The 22,060-nt window shown below is 47.6% G+C and carries 22 protein-coding genes and 1 tRNA gene; 9 read left to right on the forward strand and 14 right to left on the reverse strand.

Annotation, left to right across the window (positions count from 1 at the left end; genetic code table 11):
- Window positions 1-243: 243 nt before the first annotated feature.
- The 4 genes from VK497_01470 to VK497_01485 form a co-directional block, all read right to left on the reverse strand.
- The gene (locus tag VK497_01470) at window positions 244-1,695 is read right to left on the reverse strand and encodes a fused MFS/spermidine synthase (GenBank protein ID HMI09052.1); all 1,452 of its coding nucleotides are present in this window, start codon (window positions 1,693-1,695) and stop codon (window positions 244-246) included.
- Window positions 1,696-1,740: 45 nt separating this feature from the next.
- Window positions 1,741-2,790, reverse strand: a complete 1,050-nt coding sequence (locus tag VK497_01475; protein HMI09053.1) for an alpha/beta hydrolase — start codon at window positions 2,788-2,790, stop codon at window positions 1,741-1,743.
- Between the two features lie 44 nt (window positions 2,791-2,834).
- Window positions 2,835-3,377, reverse strand: coding sequence for a hypothetical protein (locus VK497_01480; protein HMI09054.1), 543 nt, complete (start codon window positions 3,375-3,377; stop codon window positions 2,835-2,837).
- A 16-nt stretch (window positions 3,378-3,393) separates the two neighbouring features.
- Window positions 3,394-3,483: transfer RNA gene (locus tag VK497_01485), tRNA-Ser, on the reverse strand.
- A gap of 88 nt (window positions 3,484-3,571) precedes the next feature.
- On the opposite strand from VK497_01485, the gene VK497_01490 reads away from it, so the two are divergent.
- The 3 genes from VK497_01490 to VK497_01500 are packed head-to-tail and all read left to right on the forward strand — an operon-like array spanning window position 3,572 to window position 6,398.
- Window positions 3,572-4,300: a prepilin-type N-terminal cleavage/methylation domain-containing protein gene (locus VK497_01490; protein ID HMI09055.1), complete on the forward strand. Its 729-nt coding sequence runs from the start codon at window positions 3,572-3,574 to the stop codon at window positions 4,298-4,300.
- Between the two features lie 56 nt (window positions 4,301-4,356).
- Entirely contained in the window at window positions 4,357-5,169 is an 813-nt protein-coding gene (locus tag VK497_01495; GenBank protein HMI09056.1) for an ABC transporter ATP-binding protein, read from the forward strand.
- Entirely contained in the window at window positions 5,169-6,398 is a 1,230-nt protein-coding gene (locus tag VK497_01500) for an ABC transporter permease (GenBank protein HMI09057.1), read from the forward strand. Before VK497_01495 ends, VK497_01500 begins: the two co-directional genes overlap by 1 nt.
- Before the next feature lie 259 nt (window positions 6,399-6,657).
- On the opposite strand, the gene VK497_01505 is transcribed toward VK497_01500, so the two are convergent.
- Together VK497_01505 and VK497_01510 are read right to left on the reverse strand one after the other, a co-directional pair.
- Window positions 6,658-7,254 (reverse strand): HDIG domain-containing protein, encoded by a 597-nt coding sequence (locus VK497_01505; protein ID HMI09058.1) that lies wholly within the window; start codon window positions 7,252-7,254, stop codon window positions 6,658-6,660.
- A gap of 8 nt (window positions 7,255-7,262) precedes the next feature.
- Complete coding sequence (locus tag VK497_01510) at window positions 7,263-8,303, reverse strand: bifunctional phosphoglucose/phosphomannose isomerase (protein HMI09059.1); 1,041 nt, start codon at window positions 8,301-8,303, stop codon at window positions 7,263-7,265.
- A gap of 92 nt (window positions 8,304-8,395) precedes the next feature.
- Between VK497_01510 and VK497_01515 the strand changes: the two genes are divergently transcribed.
- Window positions 8,396-8,869, forward strand: coding sequence for a hypothetical protein (locus tag VK497_01515; GenBank protein HMI09060.1), 474 nt, complete (start codon window positions 8,396-8,398; stop codon window positions 8,867-8,869).
- On the opposite strand, the gene VK497_01520 is transcribed toward VK497_01515, so the two are convergent.
- The 5 genes from VK497_01520 to VK497_01540 form a co-directional block, all read right to left on the reverse strand.
- On the reverse strand, window positions 8,866-9,282 hold the full coding sequence (locus VK497_01520; protein HMI09061.1) for a hypothetical protein: 417 nt from the start codon (window positions 9,280-9,282) through the stop codon (window positions 8,866-8,868). The genes VK497_01515 and VK497_01520 overlap by 4 nt on opposite strands.
- A 99-nt stretch (window positions 9,283-9,381) precedes the next feature.
- Window positions 9,382-11,028 (reverse strand): chaperonin GroEL, encoded by a 1,647-nt coding sequence (groL, locus tag VK497_01525; GenBank protein ID HMI09062.1) that lies wholly within the window; start codon window positions 11,026-11,028, stop codon window positions 9,382-9,384.
- A gap of 110 nt (window positions 11,029-11,138) precedes the next feature.
- Window positions 11,139-11,402, reverse strand: a complete 264-nt coding sequence (locus VK497_01530; GenBank protein HMI09063.1) for a co-chaperone GroES — start codon at window positions 11,400-11,402, stop codon at window positions 11,139-11,141.
- A gap of 90 nt (window positions 11,403-11,492) precedes the next feature.
- On the reverse strand, window positions 11,493-11,930 hold the full coding sequence (locus VK497_01535) for a hypothetical protein (GenBank protein HMI09064.1): 438 nt from the start codon (window positions 11,928-11,930) through the stop codon (window positions 11,493-11,495).
- Window positions 11,931-12,014: 84 nt separating this feature from the next.
- A complete protein-coding gene (locus VK497_01540) occupies window positions 12,015-12,422 on the reverse strand; it encodes a hypothetical protein (GenBank protein HMI09065.1) in 408 nt (135 codons plus the stop codon).
- 146 nt (window positions 12,423-12,568) lie between these two features.
- Between VK497_01540 and VK497_01545 the strand changes: the two genes are divergently transcribed.
- Window positions 12,569-13,612, forward strand: coding sequence for a peptidoglycan bridge formation glycyltransferase FemA/FemB family protein (locus tag VK497_01545; protein HMI09066.1), 1,044 nt, complete (start codon window positions 12,569-12,571; stop codon window positions 13,610-13,612).
- Here VK497_01545 and VK497_01550 read toward each other — a convergent pair.
- Complete coding sequence (locus VK497_01550; protein HMI09067.1) at window positions 13,609-14,904, reverse strand: UDP-N-acetylmuramoyl-L-alanyl-D-glutamate--2,6-diaminopimelate ligase; 1,296 nt, start codon at window positions 14,902-14,904, stop codon at window positions 13,609-13,611. The two genes, VK497_01545 and VK497_01550, sit on opposite strands and share 4 nt — an antisense overlap.
- Before the next feature lie 92 nt (window positions 14,905-14,996).
- Window positions 14,997-15,698: a C39 family peptidase gene (locus tag VK497_01555; protein ID HMI09068.1), complete on the reverse strand. Its 702-nt coding sequence runs from the start codon at window positions 15,696-15,698 to the stop codon at window positions 14,997-14,999.
- 536 nt (window positions 15,699-16,234) lie between these two features.
- On the opposite strand from VK497_01555, the gene tsaD reads away from it, so the two are divergent.
- The 4 genes from tsaD (at window position 16,235) to VK497_01575 (ending at window position 21,713) form a co-directional block, all read left to right on the forward strand.
- Complete coding sequence (tsaD, locus tag VK497_01560) at window positions 16,235-17,281, forward strand: tRNA (adenosine(37)-N6)-threonylcarbamoyltransferase complex transferase subunit TsaD (GenBank protein ID HMI09069.1); 1,047 nt, start codon at window positions 16,235-16,237, stop codon at window positions 17,279-17,281.
- A gap of 62 nt (window positions 17,282-17,343) precedes the next feature.
- Window positions 17,344-18,009 carry a hypothetical protein gene (locus VK497_01565; protein HMI09070.1) on the forward strand — a complete coding sequence of 222 codons (666 nt, stop codon included), beginning with the start codon at window positions 17,344-17,346 and terminating at the stop codon, window positions 18,007-18,009.
- 71 nt (window positions 18,010-18,080) lie between these two features.
- Window positions 18,081-19,001, forward strand: a complete 921-nt coding sequence (locus tag VK497_01570; GenBank protein ID HMI09071.1) for a peptidoglycan bridge formation glycyltransferase FemA/FemB family protein — start codon at window positions 18,081-18,083, stop codon at window positions 18,999-19,001.
- Window positions 19,002-19,079: 78 nt separating this feature from the next.
- Window positions 19,080-21,713 (forward strand): valine--tRNA ligase, encoded by a 2,634-nt coding sequence (locus VK497_01575; protein ID HMI09072.1) that lies wholly within the window; start codon window positions 19,080-19,082, stop codon window positions 21,711-21,713.
- Here the strand turns inward: VK497_01575 and VK497_01580 are convergent.
- Window positions 21,710-22,030, reverse strand: a complete 321-nt coding sequence (locus VK497_01580; GenBank protein ID HMI09073.1) for a hypothetical protein — start codon at window positions 22,028-22,030, stop codon at window positions 21,710-21,712. The two genes, VK497_01575 and VK497_01580, sit on opposite strands and share 4 nt — an antisense overlap.
- Window positions 22,031-22,060 lie beyond the last annotated feature (30 nt).

The following is a 22,060-nucleotide window of genomic DNA, read 5'->3' on the forward strand; positions in this document are numbered from 1 at the left end:
CCACACACTCACCTCCCATAGATGCCGCAAGAAGACTGCCCCCCAGCCCTCTCTCCGGGGAGTAGTGCAAATTCCTCTTGCTAAATGTGTGTTTTGATTGAACTCCTACATATGTAGTGTCTGCATAAAACTATAGACCCTAGATATGTGGTTTTCAAGTCTTTTTTGTATGTTTTTATTACCACAAGCTTGATAACACCTTATAGCGTAGTGTTTGTTATTTACAACGCTATATATAGCGCGTCATGACACTGCGGCACATGATTGCTGCAAACGTTCGACGGGCATAAAGTTATCCGTATACATAAAACCTCGTTGTGAATCAAATGCTTCCATGCCTTCAAAACGCCTAGGATGTTTGGTATATGCAAGAATTAAATTAGAAGCTGCCTGACTGGGCGTTATCCCCTTTTGCGAGATAGACGCATACGGTGCGAACGAACGGTACGTGCCGTCCACGGCCTTAAGGATATCCTGACATGGACCGCTCTTTGCGGCTATCGTATTTATAATGACGGTACTGTCTGCCGATATGATAGCGTTTAGGCTCGCCCCGTATTCCTGCGTCAAAAGAGAAAACGGCACGCTGCTATCACTATAGACATCGATAATTACGACATCGTATTGTTTTATGGCCGTATTAACATACGCCCGCGCATCAGCATCTATAACATGGATGTTATTCAGTGGCGTGTAGTCAAAATATTTTTCTGCAATACTAACGAGCGACGGATCAATTTCTACGACGTCGATCATACTACCCGGGTATTTTCGGGCCAAGTATTCCGGCATCGTGAACGCCCCGCCACCAAGTATCAGAATGTTCTTTTTAGACGATGTCATCCCGGTAATACGCGCGATCTCCTGCGTATACCAAAACGCTAGCTGATCGGGCTGTTGGGTGTATACGCCCGACTGCGCGCTATTCGGTCCCGTCGTTAAATACCTGATCGAGGAGGTTATACCACTATCCAATTGTCCCGTTTTCACCTCGTAGTTCGCACTGGGCGTGTCAATTCGTATATAGTCTTGTTTCTGAATAAGCGGCAATAAAACGATAACTACTACCGTCAGGCTAAATCCAGCCCGCAGCTTCCATCGGATACGCGGTTCTATTATCCAACTTGCTATCAGCATCAATAAGACAATAGCGAAAAGTGCCTCACGCGATCCGATATAACTGAATATGATAAATCCCGTGACAAACGTACCGGCAATACCGCCGACTGAGTTAAACGCACTAAGTCCCGCAACGGATTGCCCGGCAACCGCCAAAGAAGTCACCTTTAGCTTGACCAGATACGGACTAAGTATGCCTAAAAGCAAGCTCGTGGGCGCAAAGAGTAGTAATGATGCGAGGACTCCCTGTAGCCTTGCGTCGTCAGTCAGCAGAACGACCTCCCGCATAGCGCCGTCAAATAAAATAAGCGCGTATCCGACCGCAAAAGCTATCGCAAGACAAAGAAGAGCAACGTCCCCCGTATAGCCCCGAAGGTCCGCTAGCTTTCCGCCTACGAAATATCCGATACTCAGCGCGGCGATAATAACGCCGATAACGCTTGTCCAGACATACGTTGAGCTCCCTATCGTTGGCGCAAGCATACGTGCGCCCACCAGTTCAAAGGCCATCAATGAAAAGCCGCTCATAAACGCAACTAGTTCTAGCCTGCCGAAATTTCCTATAAGCCGCCTCATTAACCTAAGTGTAGCAAAGCAGAGAGCTTAGCGACAAATGTCGTCTTACCGGGTGTGGGCCTGTATAAATTCGAGTGTTTTCTGAAGAGCGTTTTGACCATCGGCGTTATCAAGCACGAACTGGTATTCATGCGCGAGTGCAGGCGTATGGTTAGCAGGATAAAAGAGATCGTCCACCTCTACGCCGAGCGATGTAAGCTTTTCGGCCATAGGTTTGGACTGCTGGTCCGTCAGTGGATCCGCATTGCCTCCGGTTATATACGTAGCAGGAAAATCTTTGGTCACATAATTAATTGAGGACATTTCTTTTATAGCATCAGAATGCTCAAAATCTTTAGTGCCAACATACGCCCATACTGATACGTCGTCTCCCCAGCCAATAATTCGTGGCAACGTTGGTTCAGGTGTCGTCAGGCGCAACATATTATATATACCGCAGTTTAGCACCACGCCTTTAAGCTGGTCAGGCTTAAGAGACGGGGTAATCCCAACTTCCCTTGCATAGTCAGGATTCGTAATCATGCCCGCCATTTGGCTCGAAAGCTGTGATCCGGCCGAATCACCCGCGAAGATTATCTTGTTCGTATCAGCGTAAAAACTATCGGCATTGGCTTGTATGAACTTGTAGGCATCGTTCAGTTGATACACTGCCGTCGGATATTGTTTTTCAGGAGCCCTAGAATAATCAAGTCCGATGACCGTATAGCCCTCTGCGGCCAGAAGTTTGAAGTACGGCACATCCTGGGCCTTGCTGCCAGAAATCCATGCCCCACCGTGTGTCCAGATCACGACAGGTAGTTTTGTAGTTGTACCTTCCGGATAGTAAACATCCAGAAGTGCATCCTTGTCACCTTGACGATATTGCTGATTAGCAATAGTAGCAATTGGCTTACTTGGCACGTGCTTTTCCATCGCTTCAAGCACCTTCGTAGCATTATCTTCAAATACTGCACGAATAATCATTGCCCCCGGCCAAGGGCTGACACGAAACGCGATTGCGATAATTAGAATTAGTGCGAGAATACTACCGACAGGCCATAAAAAGCCCTTGCGCTTATAAAAAGGTTGCTTTTGTTGAGATTTTTTCTTAGGCACTAGATGAACCCCGTATCATTTTTGTTATTGGTTTAATTATAACGTTAAACGTAAGCGATATATAATATTGGCGCAAAAAAGAGAACGTAGTAGCCTACTTGGAGAAATAGCGCATAGGAATACCCTCGTTGGTTCTTAAGGGCAACCACAAGTAGCAATACCATCGCGATCAAGGAAATCCCCGCAAGCACCTTTCCTATAGCCGGCACACCGGCTGAGGTAATTATCATAATAACAAGAGGTAGCAATAAGACACCGGATATTCCTGTAAGAATCCGGTGGACGGATGTCTTCCACCCACCCGTTTCCGGAACAAACGTGCATAAAAACTGAAATACGACAGAAGCCGTCATCACAGGAACAAACCAATCAGATAACTTGAATGCCGGCACAAACCAGTTTACGAAAAATAGATATAGCAGTGGAAGCGCAACAGCAAACAGTAGGCTGTAATACACTGACGCCGACTTATGCCGTGCAACATGCTGGCTAAATGTCATATGTGCCCCACCCGGCCAACGCCAAACAGTAAATGCCAGACCGCATACAACGATAAAAAATGATATAAGCCCTAAATATTGAGTCATACGTATAAATTCTTCCTGGCGGAGAGAACAGGATTCGAACCTGCGATACCATTGCTGGTATACACGCTTTCCAAGCGTGCGCCTTCAACCACTCGGCCACCTCTCCAATAAAGACATTATAACCTAGCCTTGCCTATAGTAGGCACATAAACCAAATGCTACAATACGCTTATAGTTAAATGTCAGGAGACAACATGGCAACAAAACAAAAAGGCTTTTCAGCAGTTGAGGTAATCATTGTTCTCGTTATTATAGGTATCATTGCCGCATTAGGATGGTTATATTTCTCAAACATGCAGACATCAGAAGAAAAAGACGCCCAATCATCAAACCAAGACACTAAACAGCCTGACACTCTAGGCAAATGCAAGGATGGTAGCATTGCTGCCGAAAATGGCACGTTCTGTAGTACTGACGTCGGCCTTAGTGTCCAAGTACCCGAGGCCTTCAAAGGCAAGTTAGCGAAAATCGATAATTATACCGTTTATACGCAAAATACAATCGCCGAAGAGCCAAAGGCTTTTGGCAAATCAGATACGGCTTACGAAGCCACGATCAAAGGTACAGATGATGAATATAATCTCATAATAGCCAAAGAGCCTCTTCGCAATTTTCGGGTAAAATCATACGTTCCTGCGCTTTTTAATAAAAATACTAAACAAATTCACTACGATAGCCAGTTCAGTGACGGAAGAGAAGCTGACTCGGTCGTACTGGATGGGGTAAAATTCTATAACTACGGTGGCGGCGATGCTGGATTTACGAATACGATATATGCGGCAGTCATTAACGATAAAATTATTGTAGTATCACTAACTTCAAACCAGAAAATAGGAGATCCGGCAACAACCCACTACGTTCAAGACGTTGATACTTTGTTCACACAGTTCAAAGAACGCATCAAATCCTTAAAGGTTGTATAAATCACCCCCTCAGTTAGTTGCTTTTACACTCTATTGCTCCCTATAATAAAGATGTAATGGCCGACTCTTTATTTCAACCACCAGTTATCGAACTTCGCGGCCTCGTAAAACGCTACGGGGTTGGAGATGCTGAACATCATGCGTTAAGCGGCGTTGATCTGACGATTGAAAAAGGTGAGTTTATTACTATCATGGGTCCAAGCGGGTGCGGCAAGACAACACTGCTTAATGTCCTGGGGCTTCTAGACCATTCGAACGATGGTGAGTATCTGCTAGACGGAACTTCCGTGCAGAAGTTCAGTAGTGCCAGGCATGCCCGGATTCGTAGCCAGCAAATTGGTATTATTTTTCAAAGTTTTAACCTGATTAACCGTCTGAACGTCATCGAAAATGTCGCCCTTCCCCTTGCCTACAAAGGTATCCGACACACAAAACGCCTGAAAATGGCCAGTGATATTCTAAATACCTTTCACCTTGCCGAACGCGAATATTACATGCCCTGGCAGCTATCTGGCGGCCAAATGCAACGCGTCGCAATTGCCCGGGCACTCGTGAACAGCCCGTCGATTATCCTCGCAGACGAACCCACTGGTAATTTAGATAGCAGGTCAAGCCACGTTATTATGGAGGAACTGTCCGACCTTCATAAACGCGGCAATACTATTATTATGGTCACGCACAACCCTGACCTTACAACCTACGCAAGCCGGGTGATTCATATGTTGGACGGCAAGATCGATAGTGACACCAAAACACCCGTTATTGCCGAGCCTGAAGCGGCAAAAATTCCACTCAGTACGCGCCGGGCAACCAAGGTGATATTTAAAAAACCTGCCAAAAAGCGAAAAAAGAAAGTTGCTAAAAAATAATGCGTCTCCTCGTCCTTGAACATATTCAGAATGCCCGCCAGTCACTGAAAAGCACACGGTTACGTACCCTACTGACAACTCTTGGTGTCGCGATCGGAGTTGCCAGCATTACCGTCATCTTGTCGCTTGCCAGCGGTATTACAAACGTCGTATCACGCCAAGTTGATGCGCTGGGCGGCAATATTGCCGTTGTTCGCCCGGGGGTTGCCACAAAGGAAATAGCAGATTTTTCAAATCCAATCTCACAGCAAACGTTTAGCACCAGTACTATTACCGAAAAAGATATCGAGGATATTAAAAAACTACCCGGCGTTGAAGCCGCTGCCCCCCTTATGATTATTAACGGAAGCCCTAAAGCTGGCAGCACGACGGTTAAGCAGAGTACGGTACTCGCTACGACTCCATCCTTTCTTTCGACGACAAGTTTGATAATCCGGGACGGCCAGTTCATTGATAGCGTCACCAACCGCGACACGGCCGTTATCGGCCCCCAATTATCAATTGATCTGTTTGGTACGGACCAGCCAATCGGAAAAACCTTCAGCATTCGCGGGCAGACATTCACCATCATCGGCGTACTAAAACACACCAATGATCCAGTTAATTTCAATAATGTCGACTTCGACAAGTCCGCGATTATTAGTTTAGAAAGCGGCAAAGGATTCCACCAAGGCATTGCGCAAATCCAACAAATTAATATCCGTGCCAAATCAGTCAGCGACCTAGGTTCCGTCATCAACGAAACAAATAACCATTTAATAAAAAACCATCAAGGCGAAAAGGATTTTACGATCCTTACGGGCAATGAAATAGCTGCCCCTACCAGCCAAGTTTTTATTGCCGTTGCAAGCGTGATGACCGCTATTGCCGCCATATCCCTGGTTGTTGGCGGCATTGGAATTATGAATATTATGCTAGTTGGCGTCGCTGAACGGACGCGCGAAATCGGCCTGCGAAAATCTGTCGGCGCAAGTAATGGAAATATTATCTGGCAGTTTATGATCGAGGCATTAATTATTAGCTTACTGGGCGGTATCCTCGGATACATTGGGGGCTATGTCATTGCTTTTGCTATAAGCACGTTCCTCACCTTTAGCCCTGCACTGACTTGGGAAATAGCCGCCGCCGCGTTCGGAACATCACTAGTTGTCGGATTGGTATTTGGTATTTATCCGGCAATCCGCGCAGCACGTAAAGATCCTATTGAATCTTTACGACAATATCATTAAAAGTGAAGGGTCACCTGGCTGCGCTCATACTTGCAACCAGGTGACGTTTGGTGAATCCCTCGGTTCAGCGGGAACTAGTTCCCGCTGCTGACATTCTCGCCATCGACGAAGCTGCCGTCGCAGTCGCCACCGTCATACAGTGCCGAGGGGGAGATGATGGTCATAACCATCGCCTGCCTTTCCATTTGCCCAGACCAATTCCGGGATACGTTCAGTATGGCTTATCAATCTGCAAGAATCAATAAGCATAAGAATTTAACTACTCAAGATTATTATTGATGAGACTAGTGCGCGCATAGATTTCTTTCTTAACCTCAGCGCTACCTTTACATCCCTGAATATCTGCATACGCGATAAGTAAAAGCTCTCGCCACATATGTGGACGCTGCGCCTTGAGGATTTCAATATATTCTTGTCTCCCCGTCTTTACCGTAAGTTCAAGAAGGTCACACACGAGAATATGGTCACCTATCAGGTTTGACACGTAAGCTGTTTCGTCATTCGTAAATCCTAAGCGCCGCAAAATAGGGGTAGTCAGCCAGCGTCCCATCTGAGCATGGCTTGGTGCACTTGTTTGGCCGCTCGTATTTACATAGAAAGCTTTTAGTTTTCCTATGTCATGTAGCAGAACGGCCGCCCTTAGTAATGCGTAATTCTCGTCACGGAGTTCGAATCTTTTTGACGTATATTCATCCAAAGCTTGGAGCGCCGCTATGCTGTGATCAAAAACATTTTGCTCAAGATGCCATAGGTTATTCTCAACAATCTGTTCAAGATCGTACAGCTCTGGCAAAGTATCTTTTAACGCACCACTCCTAATACGTTCGACGCTTAGAGCTGAAAGATCAAAATTCATACGAAAAATTAAGCAAGTTCTGCTTTCAATTTCTCTACCATCACAACCGGTGTTGGATCAACACCATTTAATACCGCAACATAGATACTGACAAAATCAGCCAAGATGCTTCCCCATAGCAATTGCTGAATAGCAGTTTTACCTGCCATATTCACCACAACGGCTTTTGGACGCTGGCCACTTAAAAGTCGGTCGCTAACTTCAAACCTCTTTAAAATTTGTGGATGTTCCAGGTTACTGATTAAGTCAAACACCGCAAACGGTTTTTCAATTGGATGAGATGTCCAGCCGATAAATTCATTATGGTTGTTTTCAGGATATTCGTTCCAAAACGCCACGTTTTTCGCGTTTTCGTTCCAGCTAATTTTCCATTTGTAGGCTACGGACGCCGTGATGGCACCTCCATAAAATACAGGGGTTTTACCGACAGCCATAAGCGCAAGTTGCTTGGCATAATTTTTATCAGTCGTTTCCGTTGGCAACCATGCTTTTGTTTCCTCAGCTAGCCAGTCTGCAGTATCCGCAATTTCTGCAAACCGGTCGTAGTTCACGACGCCAAAGTGTGACAATGTAGCCACAAGTGCACGGAGATTATAGATGACAGCCATTCGGGGTTGCAAGTGGCTTGGAAGCTTCACGTGCGCGATCTTTTGTCCTTCGGCAGCTTCGATTAATTTTCCGCCAGCCGCAATAATACCAACTTGGGCGTTTTTTGACCTTGCTTCATCTAAACATGCAAGCGTCTCTTCGGTATTCCCCGAATAGCTGCTGGCGATAACAAGCGTGTTGTAGTCAACATATTCCGGTAGGTCATAGGTTCGTACTACTTCAAATGGAACAGTCAGCTCTTTCTTAAGCCATGCCTTCGCAAGAAGCGCCGCTAGCGCCGATCCGCCCATGCCGGCAACGACGACCCGTGTAATCTCACGCCCGTCTTGTTCAGGGTTTTCTACTTCAACGGAAAAACGTGCCTGTTCAGGCTGCGAAGCAGCAACGCCTAACGCATCCTCAGGATCACGCTGTTTAAGTACATTATTATCATCTAACATGATCGAAATCACCTCCACTTACTTGCGACTTAGTCTATCACTATGATACAGTATTTAGTAAAGAAGCATAAGTATTAATATCAGGGGTGGGCATGGATATTCAGCCAAAGGCGCAACAACCAATTAGTGACGACCAAGAACTAGCTAAAGTTTTAGCTGGCGTTAATCAACAAGCAGAAGAAGCGGCAGCAACGGAAACAGTCGAGGAAACACCGGCTCCCGTGGTAGCGGAAGAACCTGCAGTCGAACCAGTTGATGCAGCGCCTGTTATGCCCGATCCTATCGCAGCAGTAGCATCTGTCGCCCCTGATGGCGACCTAGACGCCATTAAACAAGAAGCTCTCGGTGAACTACGCCCGCTTGTTGATAAGCTAGATGTTTCACCCGAAGAAAAATTCGATACCTATTTGCTACTTCTTCGTTCTACGGATGACAAAGCACTTATCGGTCCTGCTCACGAAGCAGCTCGCGGTATCGCCGATGAAGCTCGTCGCGCACAAGCGCTTCTAGACATCATTAAAGAAATCGATTACCTTTCTGGCGCCGGCCAGCAACAAGCTGCTTAGCTAGGACTATTTCCCTCATCCATTTCTTGGACAAGCTGTTCATGGGTTTTATTTTGACCATGTCCCCTACCCCCAGTTTTGGAACTGGGGTGAATATCATAGCTTCTAGGCACTCGCCGGCGAGTGCCTCCTAACGTACGCCTAATTCTTGCAGCTAGCTGTTCCGGGGTTTCAGGTTGCGCGTTGCTGCTAGAGTCATCTTCATTACTTTGCTGAGAATCCACGCGATTAGGGGTTGCTTGCGTGACCGTTCGTTCACTGTTACCGTCTAATGAATCAGCCACGGCAGCGAACCTGGCAAGTGATTCTCCTACGTTGATAGGCTTCTCCCTGCCTTGAGCGCCATCTTCGGGTGATCCTTCGTAGTGCTCAAAAGCTTCAACATGGGAAGTATTGTTATATACCTCTGACATAATTTAGGATTATTACATAATACTAGGATTGATACAAGTTTGCCGCTTCATAGAATAAAAACTCCGTGAAACCGGAGTTTTTATTCTATAGAAAGCTTGTTACATCATCCCCATACCGGGCATGCCGCCGCCTGCTGGCATTTGTGGTTCTGCTTCTGGGATTTCCACGACCAGTGCGCCCATAGTTGCAGCTGTCGATGCGATCGAGACCGCGTTTTGAACTGCTTCTTTGGTGACACGGGCCGGATCAATCACGCCGTCCTTTTTAACGTCGATAAGGCCTTTTTCGGGGGTATTAACATTCACGCCAAAGCCGACTTTGCCTGATTCAACCTGCGCAAGCAGGGCTTCGCTGTTTAGGCCAGCGTTTGCCATGATCTGAAGGAATGGTTGTTTTAGCGCGTTCTTTAGGATCTGACGTCCAGCGCTTGTACTATCCGCACCGTCAGCTTTAATACCCATTGAAAGGTTAACGAGTGTCACCCCGCCACCGGCAACAATACCTTCGGCAAGCGCAGCCTTGGTTGCGGCAACAGCGTCATCAACACGGAATTTCTTCTCGTCAATTTCAGTTTCAGTCGCACCACCAACCTTAATGACGGCAACTTTACCGCTTAGGGCTGCAGCGCGTTTTTCGTATTGTTCTTTGTCGTATTCGCTTGAAGCGTTCTCAGCCTGGGCAAGAATTTGAGCAATTCGTGATTTTACGTCACTCACCTTGCCGCCACCTTCGATAATTGTTGTTTCGTCTTTACCGACGATCACTTTTCGTGCCGTACCGACAACTTCCAGGCCAACATTCTCGAATGATAGCGCTTGGTCTTCACTGACAACAGTCGCACCCGTAAGCGTTGCGATGTCCTGAAGGATTTCTTTACGGCGATCGCCAAATGCAGGCGCTTTGACGGCTACGGTGTTGAACACGCCCTTTAGTTTGTTGAGTACCAAAATGCTAAGCGCTTCACCGTCAACTTCGTCGGCAATAAGCACAACGTCTTTTTTGCCAGCCCCAGCAAGCTTTTCGAGCATAGGCAAAAAGTCAGCAACGCTACTGATCTTTTTATCGGTAATAACAACAGCAGGTTTTTCATATGCGGCCTCTTGGCGGCTGACATCAGTCACGAAGAACTGGCTGACAAACCCGCGGTCAAAGCTAAAGCCTTCGACCACTTCAGCTTCTAGTTCAAGTCCTTGGCTAGCCTCTACTGTTACCACGCCGTCTTTACCGACTTTTTCAATCACGCCTGCGATCAATTTGCCGATTGTTTCATCACCAGCGCTAATTGTCGCCACTTCTGCTACACGGTCACTTTTGCCTTCAATACTTTCAGCTAGCGTATCAAGTTGCTTCACCACTTCTGCGCCAGCGGATTCAATACCTTTTCGAAGTTCCTGTGGGTTATGGCCAGCAGCAATAAGGCGGTTAGCTTCTTTTAAAATACTGTAGGTTAAAACGGTAACGGTCGTCGTGCCGTCACCAGCGACCTTATTCAGCTTGCTCGCAGCCTGCTTAATAAGTTCCGCTCCGACTTTGTATCCCAAAGTCTCGTCGTCATCTTCGGGCAAATCAATGCTCTCAGCCACGGTTACCCCGTCGTGCGTTACCGTTGGGCCGCCGTATCCTTTTGCGATTACGACGTTACGGCCTTTTGGTCCGTAGGTTACCTTCACCGCGTCATACAGCGCTTTTGCTCCGCCAAGTACGCGTTCGCGCGCATCGTCATCATAAAAAACTTTCTTTGCCATGTCTTCCTCCTTTTAAATATATGTTCTGCCTCTGTCGGGGCGATGTAGAATACTCCATTTTAGAAAAGCTCCCGTTTTTCTAAAATGTACGTATCCTGAAGAGCCAGTCTTTAAACCGTCGCTAAAACGTCCTCTTCTTTAACGATCAGATATTCCGTACCGTCGATCTTTAATTCGGTTGTCGAATATTCCTTATATAGAATCTTGTCGCCTACTTTTAGTGACTTCACGTCAGGACCAACAGCCTTGATTTCGGCTATAACCGGCTTTTCCTTGGCATTATCTGGTAAATACAGTCCGCTTGCAGTCTTGGTTGCAACTTCAGCTCGAACGGCTACCACACGATCAGCAAGAGGTTTAATCGGTGTACTCATGTCATTCCTCCGTTTTCTTATTTTCTCAGTCTATTGTAGATAAAAAAATTAGCACTTGCAAGTGCCGAGTGCTAATTTTTTAGATCAATTTTATGCTAATTGCGTAAGCTCGCCCTTGACTGCAGCCGGGACAAAATTACCAGCCTCGACAAGATCGCGAATTGCCTGTAATCCAGTTTCGCTATCAATCAACCTGGCTTCATCCTGATAAAGTTCGATCGTTGTCATTTTTTCAAGTTCATCATAGCCAATAACTACCGCGCCCGATAAGCCAGCCGTTTTAATATAAGACGCTGCCGCTTCTTTGTCGCCATTACTGCCATCAATAACGTCCCGGCCTTGTAGCCGCAAGCCTTCAACAACGGCATCGGCGAGGTGCTTAGCCGACGGAAGGTACATAACGACAACTTTGCCCGCTGTTGGCAACCAGTCAGCAAGAGCTTTTCCAACATTCCACGCACATTCAACGGTAAGGCCCGTTTCTTCCGTCCCGCGGATATCGTAATTACTAATCAGCTCATCACTCATTACCATTAATTGTATCATTTAATTTAATTCAGGTGACCGCTGGGTCCGTTTTATGAGGAAAACGGACCCATAAACCTTTGCGGCCTACGTGGATTCTTCGAACCATGTTGGTGGATCTCTCGGAAGACGCCTCCGGATTTCCCATTCACCCATGGAGTCTTCATCGCCTACGGCGGTGTGAAGCAGAACTACTGGCCCATGTTCCGTCTTTAAAACATGGACGCTGTCGACCCCTGGAGGTATCGTTTCCCCGAGAGCCATTCTGCAACTCGTCGCCTTGGTAATCATGACTGCTGCCCTACCCATCCCGAGTTCATGGGCAGCGGTCATCAACGCCTTAGGGTCACCCGCTTCCGTCATGTCCCATGCAAGCTTTAGGACATATGTTGCGTATGCCGCACCCTCAAGCCGCCCATGTAGAAGATGGTCGAGGAATGCTCTTCCCATCGCTAGCTGTTCCGGCGCTGCATGGGCAATTCCGTTTTTACTCACCTAGTTCTCCTCTTCGTAGGCTCGCATACCCATCCCACGAACATATACGTCCATGAAATGATGTACTAATTATAACAAAAAGCAAACCCCACAACAATTTGACCCCTGAAATCCTAGATACGAATCACTTTTCAGGTACAATATAAATGATGGCTATACGCTTTGCTAACTCTGACGAAATTAATGACTGGAACAGTCGCATTTTAGCAAACCCAGATAATGGAAATATTTTTCAAGGTATTGAGTTCGCCGAGCAAAAAAAACTTGGCGGATGGACACCTCGACTTATCGTAGCTGATGATCTTGCAATCACAACACTGGAAAAGACAGCCCTGGGTCTAGGTAAACTTTGGTACATTCCAAAAGGACCCGGTGTGAATACGACTCGCGAACTTGATGAAGTCCTGCCCGAACTTCGCGCGTTTGCCGAGGAAAACGGTGTATTTGCCGTAAAAATCGAGCCTGAGATTATTAAAAAAGATGAAAATTTAGCAGACTTACTAAAACTAGGACTTAAAAAAGTAACACCGATTCAGCCCAATGCCTCGACTGTTTTATTAGACCTCTCCCCTGATCTTGAAACAATCATGGCTAGTTTAAATCAGAAAAGCCGCCATGCAATCCGGCGCGCTGAACGTGACGGCGTGACAGCAGAACCTGTTAAGGCAAATGAAGAAAACTGTCAGATCATGTACGCCCTTCTTCGCGACACTGCCGCCGGGTCATTTCGAATTCGTAGTTTTAATTACTACAAAACATTTTGGCAAGCGTATGAAAAAGCAAACCTTGGCCAATTATTTTTTGCCTATTTCGAAGGCAAGGTTGTCGCAGGCGCGTATGCGATTGCTTTTGGCAAAAAAGGCACGTATAAAGATGGTGCGTCCGTTCGTGAACGGACAGCCTATGGAGCTAGCCACCTTTTGCAGTGGCGGGTAATCGAATGGATGAAAACAAAGGGCGTTATTATTCATGATCTTTGCGGAACCCCGCCCGCTGATGAAATTAATAATACCGGTCATTCGTATTATGGCATCGGCCGGTTCAAAACCAGCTTCAATAAAGAAGTTACGGATTACGTGGGAGCATATGACATTGTCATCAAGCCACGCGCCTACGATGTATGGATAAAGATTGGTCAAAAAATCGCCTTGCGGCTTCATACCTATCTTCACCACGAAAATTATTTCTAGCTCTTGGTCAAAATCTGACGGACAACATCGCCGTCGTTCCAAGGTAACTTTTCACCGTTCACGATACGGTATTGTTCGTGTCCCATGCCGGTAATCAAGATGGTGTCGTTCTTGGTCGCAATCGAAAGAGCCTTTTCGATTGCCTCGCGGCGATCAGCGATTTCTGTCATCTTCCCGTTGCCATTCGCGTTCTCGATTCCCTCGCGAACCTGGTCGCGAATCGCTTGTGGGTCTTCGTTGTAGCTTTCTTCGTCGGTAAGAATAATCCGGTCGGCCATACGTGCAGCAATCCCGCCCATAATCGGACGTTTTGTTTTATCACGATCACCCGTCGCGCCAAATACTAAAATAACGCGGTTTTTCGTAACGGATTTGGCAGCTTCAAGTAATTTTTCAAGCGCGTCCGGCGTATGGGCGTAATCCACAATCACGTCATACGGCAGGCCTTCGGCTACTCGCTCAAAACGCCCTGGAACACCTTCTAAGTTAGCGATGCCTTCAACAATATCATTTAATTTAATGCCTAGTAGATATGCGGTTGATGCAGCCGCAACCATGTTATAAACATTGTATTTACCAGGCAAGGCTGTGGCTAAGTGTAATTTTGTCTGATGATCAATAACCAGTGTTGCTTCACTGCCCTTTTTGTATAATTTCACGTAATCTATTCGGGCTTCGGCATCTTCAAGTTCACCATACGTGATCTTTTGGCCAGTTGCTTGGAATTTATCAAAGAATTCAAACCATTCATCATCACGGTTAAGAACGATAAACTTAGGATCGCTGGCGAACAACTTGCCCTTTGCTTCGGCGTAAGCTTCCATTGTGCCATGGTAATCCAAATGATCCTGCGTAAGATTCGTCATGACCGCCACTTCAATTGGCACGGTCGCAAGTTTATGTTGGTGAAGCGCATGGCTGGTGATTTCTAAAACCACATAGTCAACCTCGGCCTTTTTCGCGTCGCGAAAAAATTCCTGCATTTGCTGCGTTAGCGCAACGGTTGCATTCAAATCATTAATCTGGCGTTTACCCGCGACTTCAATCGTTGCGGTACTAAACATTGCCGTTTTCAGACCAGATTCTTTTAAAATTTCATTAATGTAATTGACGGTGGTCGTTTTACCATTCGTCCCAGTAACTGCAATAACTCTTAAGTTTTTTGCAGGATTACCATATCTGGCGCTCACCAGTTGAACACGTCCCTTACGATACACCTCTTCAACCCCGTGAAGGATACCTTTTGGTAATACTTTTCTCGCACCGTCTACAAGCTTTTGCTTAGTTCCCATGGGTTTATTTTAGCATCAATAGACATGAAATATCCCGCCTCCTCCGGAATATTTCGTCGACGGATGAAGCGGGATGTAGATAAGTGGAACTATTAGTGAGGCACGATGACGTACGCGATACCGCCAGCCTCTTGCCATCTTGTCTCTACCTGGCGTCGTAGGTAGATTCGGCGGACGTTCTCGTGACCATGCTCCTCACTGGTCGCCGAGTCAAAAGCGATGATGTCACCCGCTTCCGTATGTCCTCCTACGCCCATCAGGTGGCCGTCACTCTTTGGAATCGAAACACCCGCAAGATGTTTTGAGGGGTCATCGCTGTCGTTGTCCCACGACAGCGAAATAATCGAAGGGATTCCCCACGCAAGCAACTGCTCGACATCACGAAGTGACCGGAATCTGCGAACCACGGCGTCCAGCCCATACTGGGTAGCATAGGCCGTATTGAAGGGCCAATTGCCCTTGCCATCATATTCCCAGTCGTAGACACGTCGCGCCGTGTAATCAACTTCGTCGGTGTCGCGTTCGCTTCGGTCGTATGTTCTGATCGCCGCCAGATTAGGCCCGACTCCGTGGTACTTCATCAGCATGGCGAGCGTCGTTGGACTGCACAAACCTTCGCCACCATCACGAAGGAGACCTGAAAACTTCTGATACTGCGAAAGCTCTGGGACAGGCAGGTCGATCTTCTCCGTCCCAAGAGGGTCACTCGTCGGCATCAGCGCAAGCTTGTTCATCGCCTGCGCTGCCACTTTGAAGACACTCGGACGGACGATACCGTCAGAACGCAGCTCCACCTGGAGCTGGTAGGAGTCCACCGCCCTGTTGGTGGTGTTGACGTAGGTATCGACGTTAATTGCGCCGAACTCGTCCTCCTGCGCAGGCATCGAGCGAGACCGGAAGACGTTATTGCTGGCCCACTCGAACATGGGATACCAGCCGCTCCACTCACTCGCGCGTCGTACCTGCAGGTAAATCACAAGGTGACTACCCGGAGGTGTGTTGGCCTGCCACGAAGGCACGATCTTTCCGCCGTATTGCAAAGGTTCGTCGAGTACAACCTCTGGAGAAAACCAGAGTCCATACTTGATGCTCCACGGCAGGGTCACCGCCGAAAGTACCGTTTCGTCCAGTTTTGCTCCTCCCTGACAGTTACCTTCCCTAAGGGTGGTAGACTCCCAGCTACGGAAGCCGTCACCGTCTTCTAGAAACTCCCTCAAGAGTTCCAGTTGAGTTGCCATGAATTCTCCTATGATTGAGAACAATGGACATACTTACTAAAGGTTCACACCCTCTTACTATTCCTACCTCTATAAGCTATAATTGTCAACAGATGAAGATACTTGGAATCGAGAGTAGTTGTGACGAGACGGCAGCCGCCGTTGTTGAAGACGGCCGCAAACTACTAAGTAACGTGGTGCATTCTCAGATCGATATCCACACGATATACGGCGGCGTTGTCCCCGAAATCGCCGCCCGCAGCCATATTGAAGTTGTTAACCCAGTCATTAACCGTGCTCTTAGCGACGCCAATCTAACCTGGGATGATATCGATGCTATCGCCGTTACCTACGCCCCCGGCTTAATCGGGTCATTACTTGTCGGAACTTTAGCTGCTCGTACCTTGGCCATTCTTAAAAACAAACCCCTCTATCCCATTCACCATGTCGAAGCCCATGTTTACGCTAATTTCCTAAACGAAAAAGCGCCCGAGTTCCCCATGCTCGCCCTCATTGTCAGCGGTGGACATTCCCAGTTGGTACTCTTCCGTGATCACGGCAATTATGAGTTGCTGGGACAAACCCAAGATGATGCTGTCGGTGAAGCCTTCGACAAAGTCGCGAAGATCCTTGGTCTCCCCTACCCTGGCGGCCCTTCAATTGCCAAAGCCGCTACGACTGGTGATGCAAAAAAATACCCTTTGCCAAAAGCAAAAATGCAAAACCCATATGATTTTAGTTTTTCCGGGCTTAAGACAGCCGTTCTACGGGCCGTGCAGCGCGAAGTGGGCGTTGACTTTACTTTTCCCTCGCACGAGCTTCCTGGGCGCTTAAATGATACGCAACGAGTGGATTTTGCAGCCAGCTTCCAACGAGTTGCTGTTGAAACATTGGTTGATAAAGCCGAAAAAGCTTTTAACGACTACGCGCCGAAGTCTGTCGTCATCGCCGGAGGAGTGGCCGCTAACCAAGAGCTTCGACGCCAGTTGTCCGAACGCCTTCCCCTTCACATTGATTACGCGCCGATCAACCTTTGTACGGATAACGCCGCTATGATCGCGACGCTTGGCTATTACTACGCTTCAAAAATGGAGCCTACTAATCCTCTGGACCTAGAGGTCGTTCCTAGTCTTTCTATGACCAAAACCGCTTGGGCATAGCCACTCATTTACAAATTTGTTAATGATGTTATTCTATATTTAGTTTTATAAGGAGTTTTGATATGAGTCGTGCAGTGGTTATCGGTGGAGTCGGTAACGGCAAAAAAAGTGTCGGGGGCTACGCCTCAGCAGTAGAAGCCCATCATGGCAATGACCTAGAAGACCTCGCTGCTTTTACTCTTTCGGATGCAATCTCTAACCCTTTAAAGTTAGCCATGGCTCTGAAAGATGCCAGCGCCTACACTACCTCAGGCGGATATGTGGCGGCGGTAGAGGCAATTAAGCATTATGACGCCAAACCCGAAACCATCGATGCCCTTAGCCCGCCCATTCCTACGCCCCTGCTAAGGCTTATAGGGCGACAGACTCTTGCTAAAACATGGGATATGCATTTGCACGCAGATTTTTCGGCCGTACGAAAGTATGATCACAGTACCACCGAAGAACTATTTCATCACCCATGGGCAAACATGCGTACCCTCCCACGCATCTCGCGGTTTGACGCTATCGCTGAAGCTGGCGATATCCAACAGTCTGGTATACCGGTGGCCATCGGGTATATGACCGAGGACCGTTATTTCATGCCTACCCCTGCGCAGTGGAATCGCGCAGAACGCCTAAGGATCAACATGTTTCGGGTTATTGGCATGCACGACCAGATCATCCTTCACCCGGCAGAAGCTTTGTCAGCCTATATGCAGGAAAAAGCTAAAGGGAATATAATATAGTTGTCTTGAATACAACGATAAATTACGTTGGGTACAGAACAACCGAAAGCAATATACGGTACAATTGAGCTATGCAGCACTTTCTTCAATCCCCCGCCTGGGGACGATTCCAGCAATCACTTCGCCGTGAAGTCATAACCGACGGTGGTGAAGGATGGCATTATCTCGCTATTCTAGAGACAGGACGCTTCAACACCCGCCTTTACTGCCCCTATGGTCCGTACGCGGAGTCCGAAAAAGCCTTTGAGAGTGCCCTGGCCTCACTAAAGGCACAGGCAGCCAAACACCATGTGACTTTTTTGCGAATTGAGCCAACAGGCGCAATCACCGCCGATTACCTAAGGAAAAATGGCTTTAAGCACGTCACTTATAACCAGCTTCAGCCCGAACATACACAGATAATAGATCTCCATCCTGATGAGGATCAAATCATCGCCGCAATGGATCAGAATAATCGCAATCTCTATCGTAATTATCAAAAAAAAGGATTATTGATACGTACATCGCAAAATCCAAACGACATTTCTATCCTAACCACACTGCTACACGGCGTGGCCAAGCGTAACGGTATTCACACCCACAGCGACAGTTATTTTCAGGCACAAGCTAAAGCCCTCTTTCCTGCCGGCGAGGCAAAGCTTTTTTACGTAACGTACGAAGACAAGCCAATTGCCGCATCTGTCGTATTCGATGATGCCGCCACGCGTTATTACGTTCACGCAGGTTCTGACGACGCCTACCGTAAACTGAGTGCTGGTACAGCCCTCCTTGCTTACATGATTATCGATGCCAAGCGAAACGGCCAAACGAATTTTGACCTATACGGCATCGCCCCGAACGACGACCCTGCTCACCCTTGGGCTGGCTTTACTAAGTTTAAAAAGTCATTCGGCGGCACTCCCCTAGCCTACATTGGTGCTTGGGATTTGCCCCTCATAAAGCCCCAGTATCTTTTGTACCGGCTGTACCAACAGCTTACGCGTAAACGCTAGGAAATTCTGGCTACCATATACACTCTTGTGCTATACTAAGAGGTGAAAACAAACACGTGTGAAAGAGGTAAAAATTGGATGGGTCAACGTTTTCACAAGAAAACGAGGGTTATTTTTGCTGCATTTTTCACGTGGAATCGATATATCCGAAAGTCAACAGGGATGAACTTAGCTAAAACATACGATCCTAATCAGTACGAGCCAAATATTTATGCCCTGTGGGAAACCTCGGGGGCTTTTGCACCTAAAGGGACAGGTGAGCCATACAGTATCGTTATGCCTCCGCCAAATGCTAACGGTAACTTGCATATCGGCCATGCGCTAGGCACGGGTATCCAAGATATCCTAGCCCGTTATCATCGCATGCAGGGCAGGGATGTCGCCTATATTCCTGGCGCTGACCATGCAGGGTTCGAAACATGGGTCGTATACGAAAGGGAATTAGCTAGAACAGGGCAGAACCGTTTTGATTTTAGCCGCGAACAGCTCTACAGCCAGGTATGGAACTTCGTAGAGCAACAACGGGGCAATATGGAGCTCCAGCTTCGTGCCCTGGGTGCCAGCGCTAGCTGGGGTGATCTCGTATTCACACTTGATGAAAAGGTGATCAATACCGTCTATAAAACATTCAAACGCCTGTGGGATGACAAGCTTATTTACCGGGGTGAACGTATTGTTAATTACAGTACGAAATACCAAACAAGCTACGCGGATATAGAAGTCGACCACAAGGTAGAGAAGGGGACTCTTTGGAAAATCGCGTACCCGTCCCTTGATAAAATCAGTGAAATCGTCATCGCAACCACCCGCCCCGAAACACTGCTCGGTGACGTTGCCGTTGCCGTTCACCCTGACGACGAACGCTACAAAGACCTTATTGGCACGCGCGTACTGTTGCCGCTTACGAACCGTGAAATTCCTATCATCGCTGACGAATACGTCGATCCGAAATTTGGTACCGGCGCCGTAAAAATTACTCCCGCTCACGACCCTAACGACTTTGAAGTAGGAGTACGGCATAATCTTGAACGCCTGCAGGTTATCGATTTCGACGGCCGTATGATTAACGTCCCTTCCCAATTTGAAGGTCTGGAAGTTGAAGATGCCCGCAAAAAGGTTCTCGCCGCACTTCAAGCCGAAGAACTCATTCGCGGTGAAGAAACAATCGAACATACCGTTGGGTATGACTACAAGAGCGGCCTGCCAATCCAGCCGCTTATCAAAGACCAGTGGTTCATCAACGTGCGTCCGCTTGCCGACCGCGCGAAGCAGGTGATTGAAAGTGGCGAAATTACCTTTTACCCAGCCAGCAAAAAAAATGCGCTTATCCAATACTATGACAACCTCAAAGATTGGAATATTAGCCGTCAAATCCCATGGGGAATCCCTATTCCGGCCTTTCAGAACATCAATAACCCTGACGACTGGATATTTGACGAAAGGGTAGACGAAGAAACAATTGTTGTCAATGACACAACATATAAGCGCGAGGAAGACACCTTCGACACGTGGTTTAGTAGCGGACAGCTGCCGTTTATTACAACTGATTACCTCGACGTCAGCGATCTGGCCCGTTTTTACCCAACCAGCGTTCTGGAAACTGGACACGACATTCTTTATCCATGGGTAGCACGCATGGTCATGCTGGGCCTTTACGCCACCGATAAGGTGCCGTTTAAAACCGTTTACTTGCACGGGCTTGTGCTTGACGAGCACGGTCAAAAAATGAGCAAGTCAAAGGGTAATGTCATTAACCCAATGGAAGCCGTATCCGAATATGGGTCAGACGCCCTCCGTCTGGGTATCGTCGGTAACCGTAGTGCCGGGCAAAGCCAGGCGTTCGCGACAAGTAAAGTTGTCGCAGGCCGGAATTTTTGCAACAAACTATGGAACATTGCCCGCTTCATAGAGGACAAACTAGGCGAAAACTACCGAGTCAAAACGCCTGTACCTAGCACCATGGCCGATCACTGGATCGTTAGCGAACTGAACAAAACTGCAGCTGATATTAGCCAGCAGCTAGCAAGTTATAGGTTTGCCGAAGCCAGCGAAAGTATGTACCACGCTATCTGGGACGACGTCGCCGACTGGTATATCGAATCAAGCAAAGTAGAAAATAACCCCGACATGCTTGCCTGGGTACTTGATACCAGCCTAAAACTGGCTCATCCTTTTGCTCCATTCGTCACCGAGACAATCTGGCAGTCACTCAGCTGGCACAATGACCTCCTTATGACGACCGCTTGGCCGCAGACTGCCACCTACGACGAGATCGCCAGTGCCGAATTTAGCCGCCTGCAAAAGCTCGTTATCGAAGCCCGCTACGTTATTTCCGAACTACCCGGTAACGAACGTTACACGATGCTCTATCAAAACGATTCGCTGATCGCGGATAATGCCGGCCTCATCAAGCATCTTATTCGCCTAAAAGACATTCAAGAAATAGACAAGGCACGCGGACTACGGCTTGCCGCAAGCAATAGGGAAGCATGGCTGGATGTCAGTGAAGAAACACTGTACGAGCACCAATCTAACCTCGAAACGCGCCTGGCCGAGACTCGTCAATTCGTAAGTACCCTAGAAGGACGCCTAAGTAACGAAACGTACGTTGCCAAAGCGCCAGCTCATCTCGTAGAGGAATCCCGCGATCAGTTAGAGATCAAAAAGGCGCTTATTCAGCGCCTTGAAGACGAACTCGAAGTTCTTCGTTAAACAACCGGCAAGTTGTAGTTATCAAACGCATGGTGACCTCGACCGACATGTTTTTGCATCAAATGTTTTCTATCTTCTCGGGGTTGTATACCGGGCGCATGTGAATTCAAGGTGGTAACTACCCGCGAAACACTCGTACGTTCAACGTGCGTGTGCGTTTCAGCACCCAGTTTGCCCGTGGTATCATGGCTTGCAAGCATCGTAGGCATTGCGATGGCAGCAGCTGCCTGGTCAATATGCGTATCATGCACCAAGATACCTGACGTCGTCGTGAGGCTTATGAGGATGGCGAGGGAATGTAATAAACTTGAGAACATATTTGATTGTTTGTGTATTATGGTTTCGTG

It is taken from the genome of Candidatus Saccharimonadales bacterium (assembly GCA_035317825.1).
Lineage (GTDB): Bacteria > Patescibacteriota > Saccharimonadia > Saccharimonadales > Saccharimonadaceae > DATHGB01.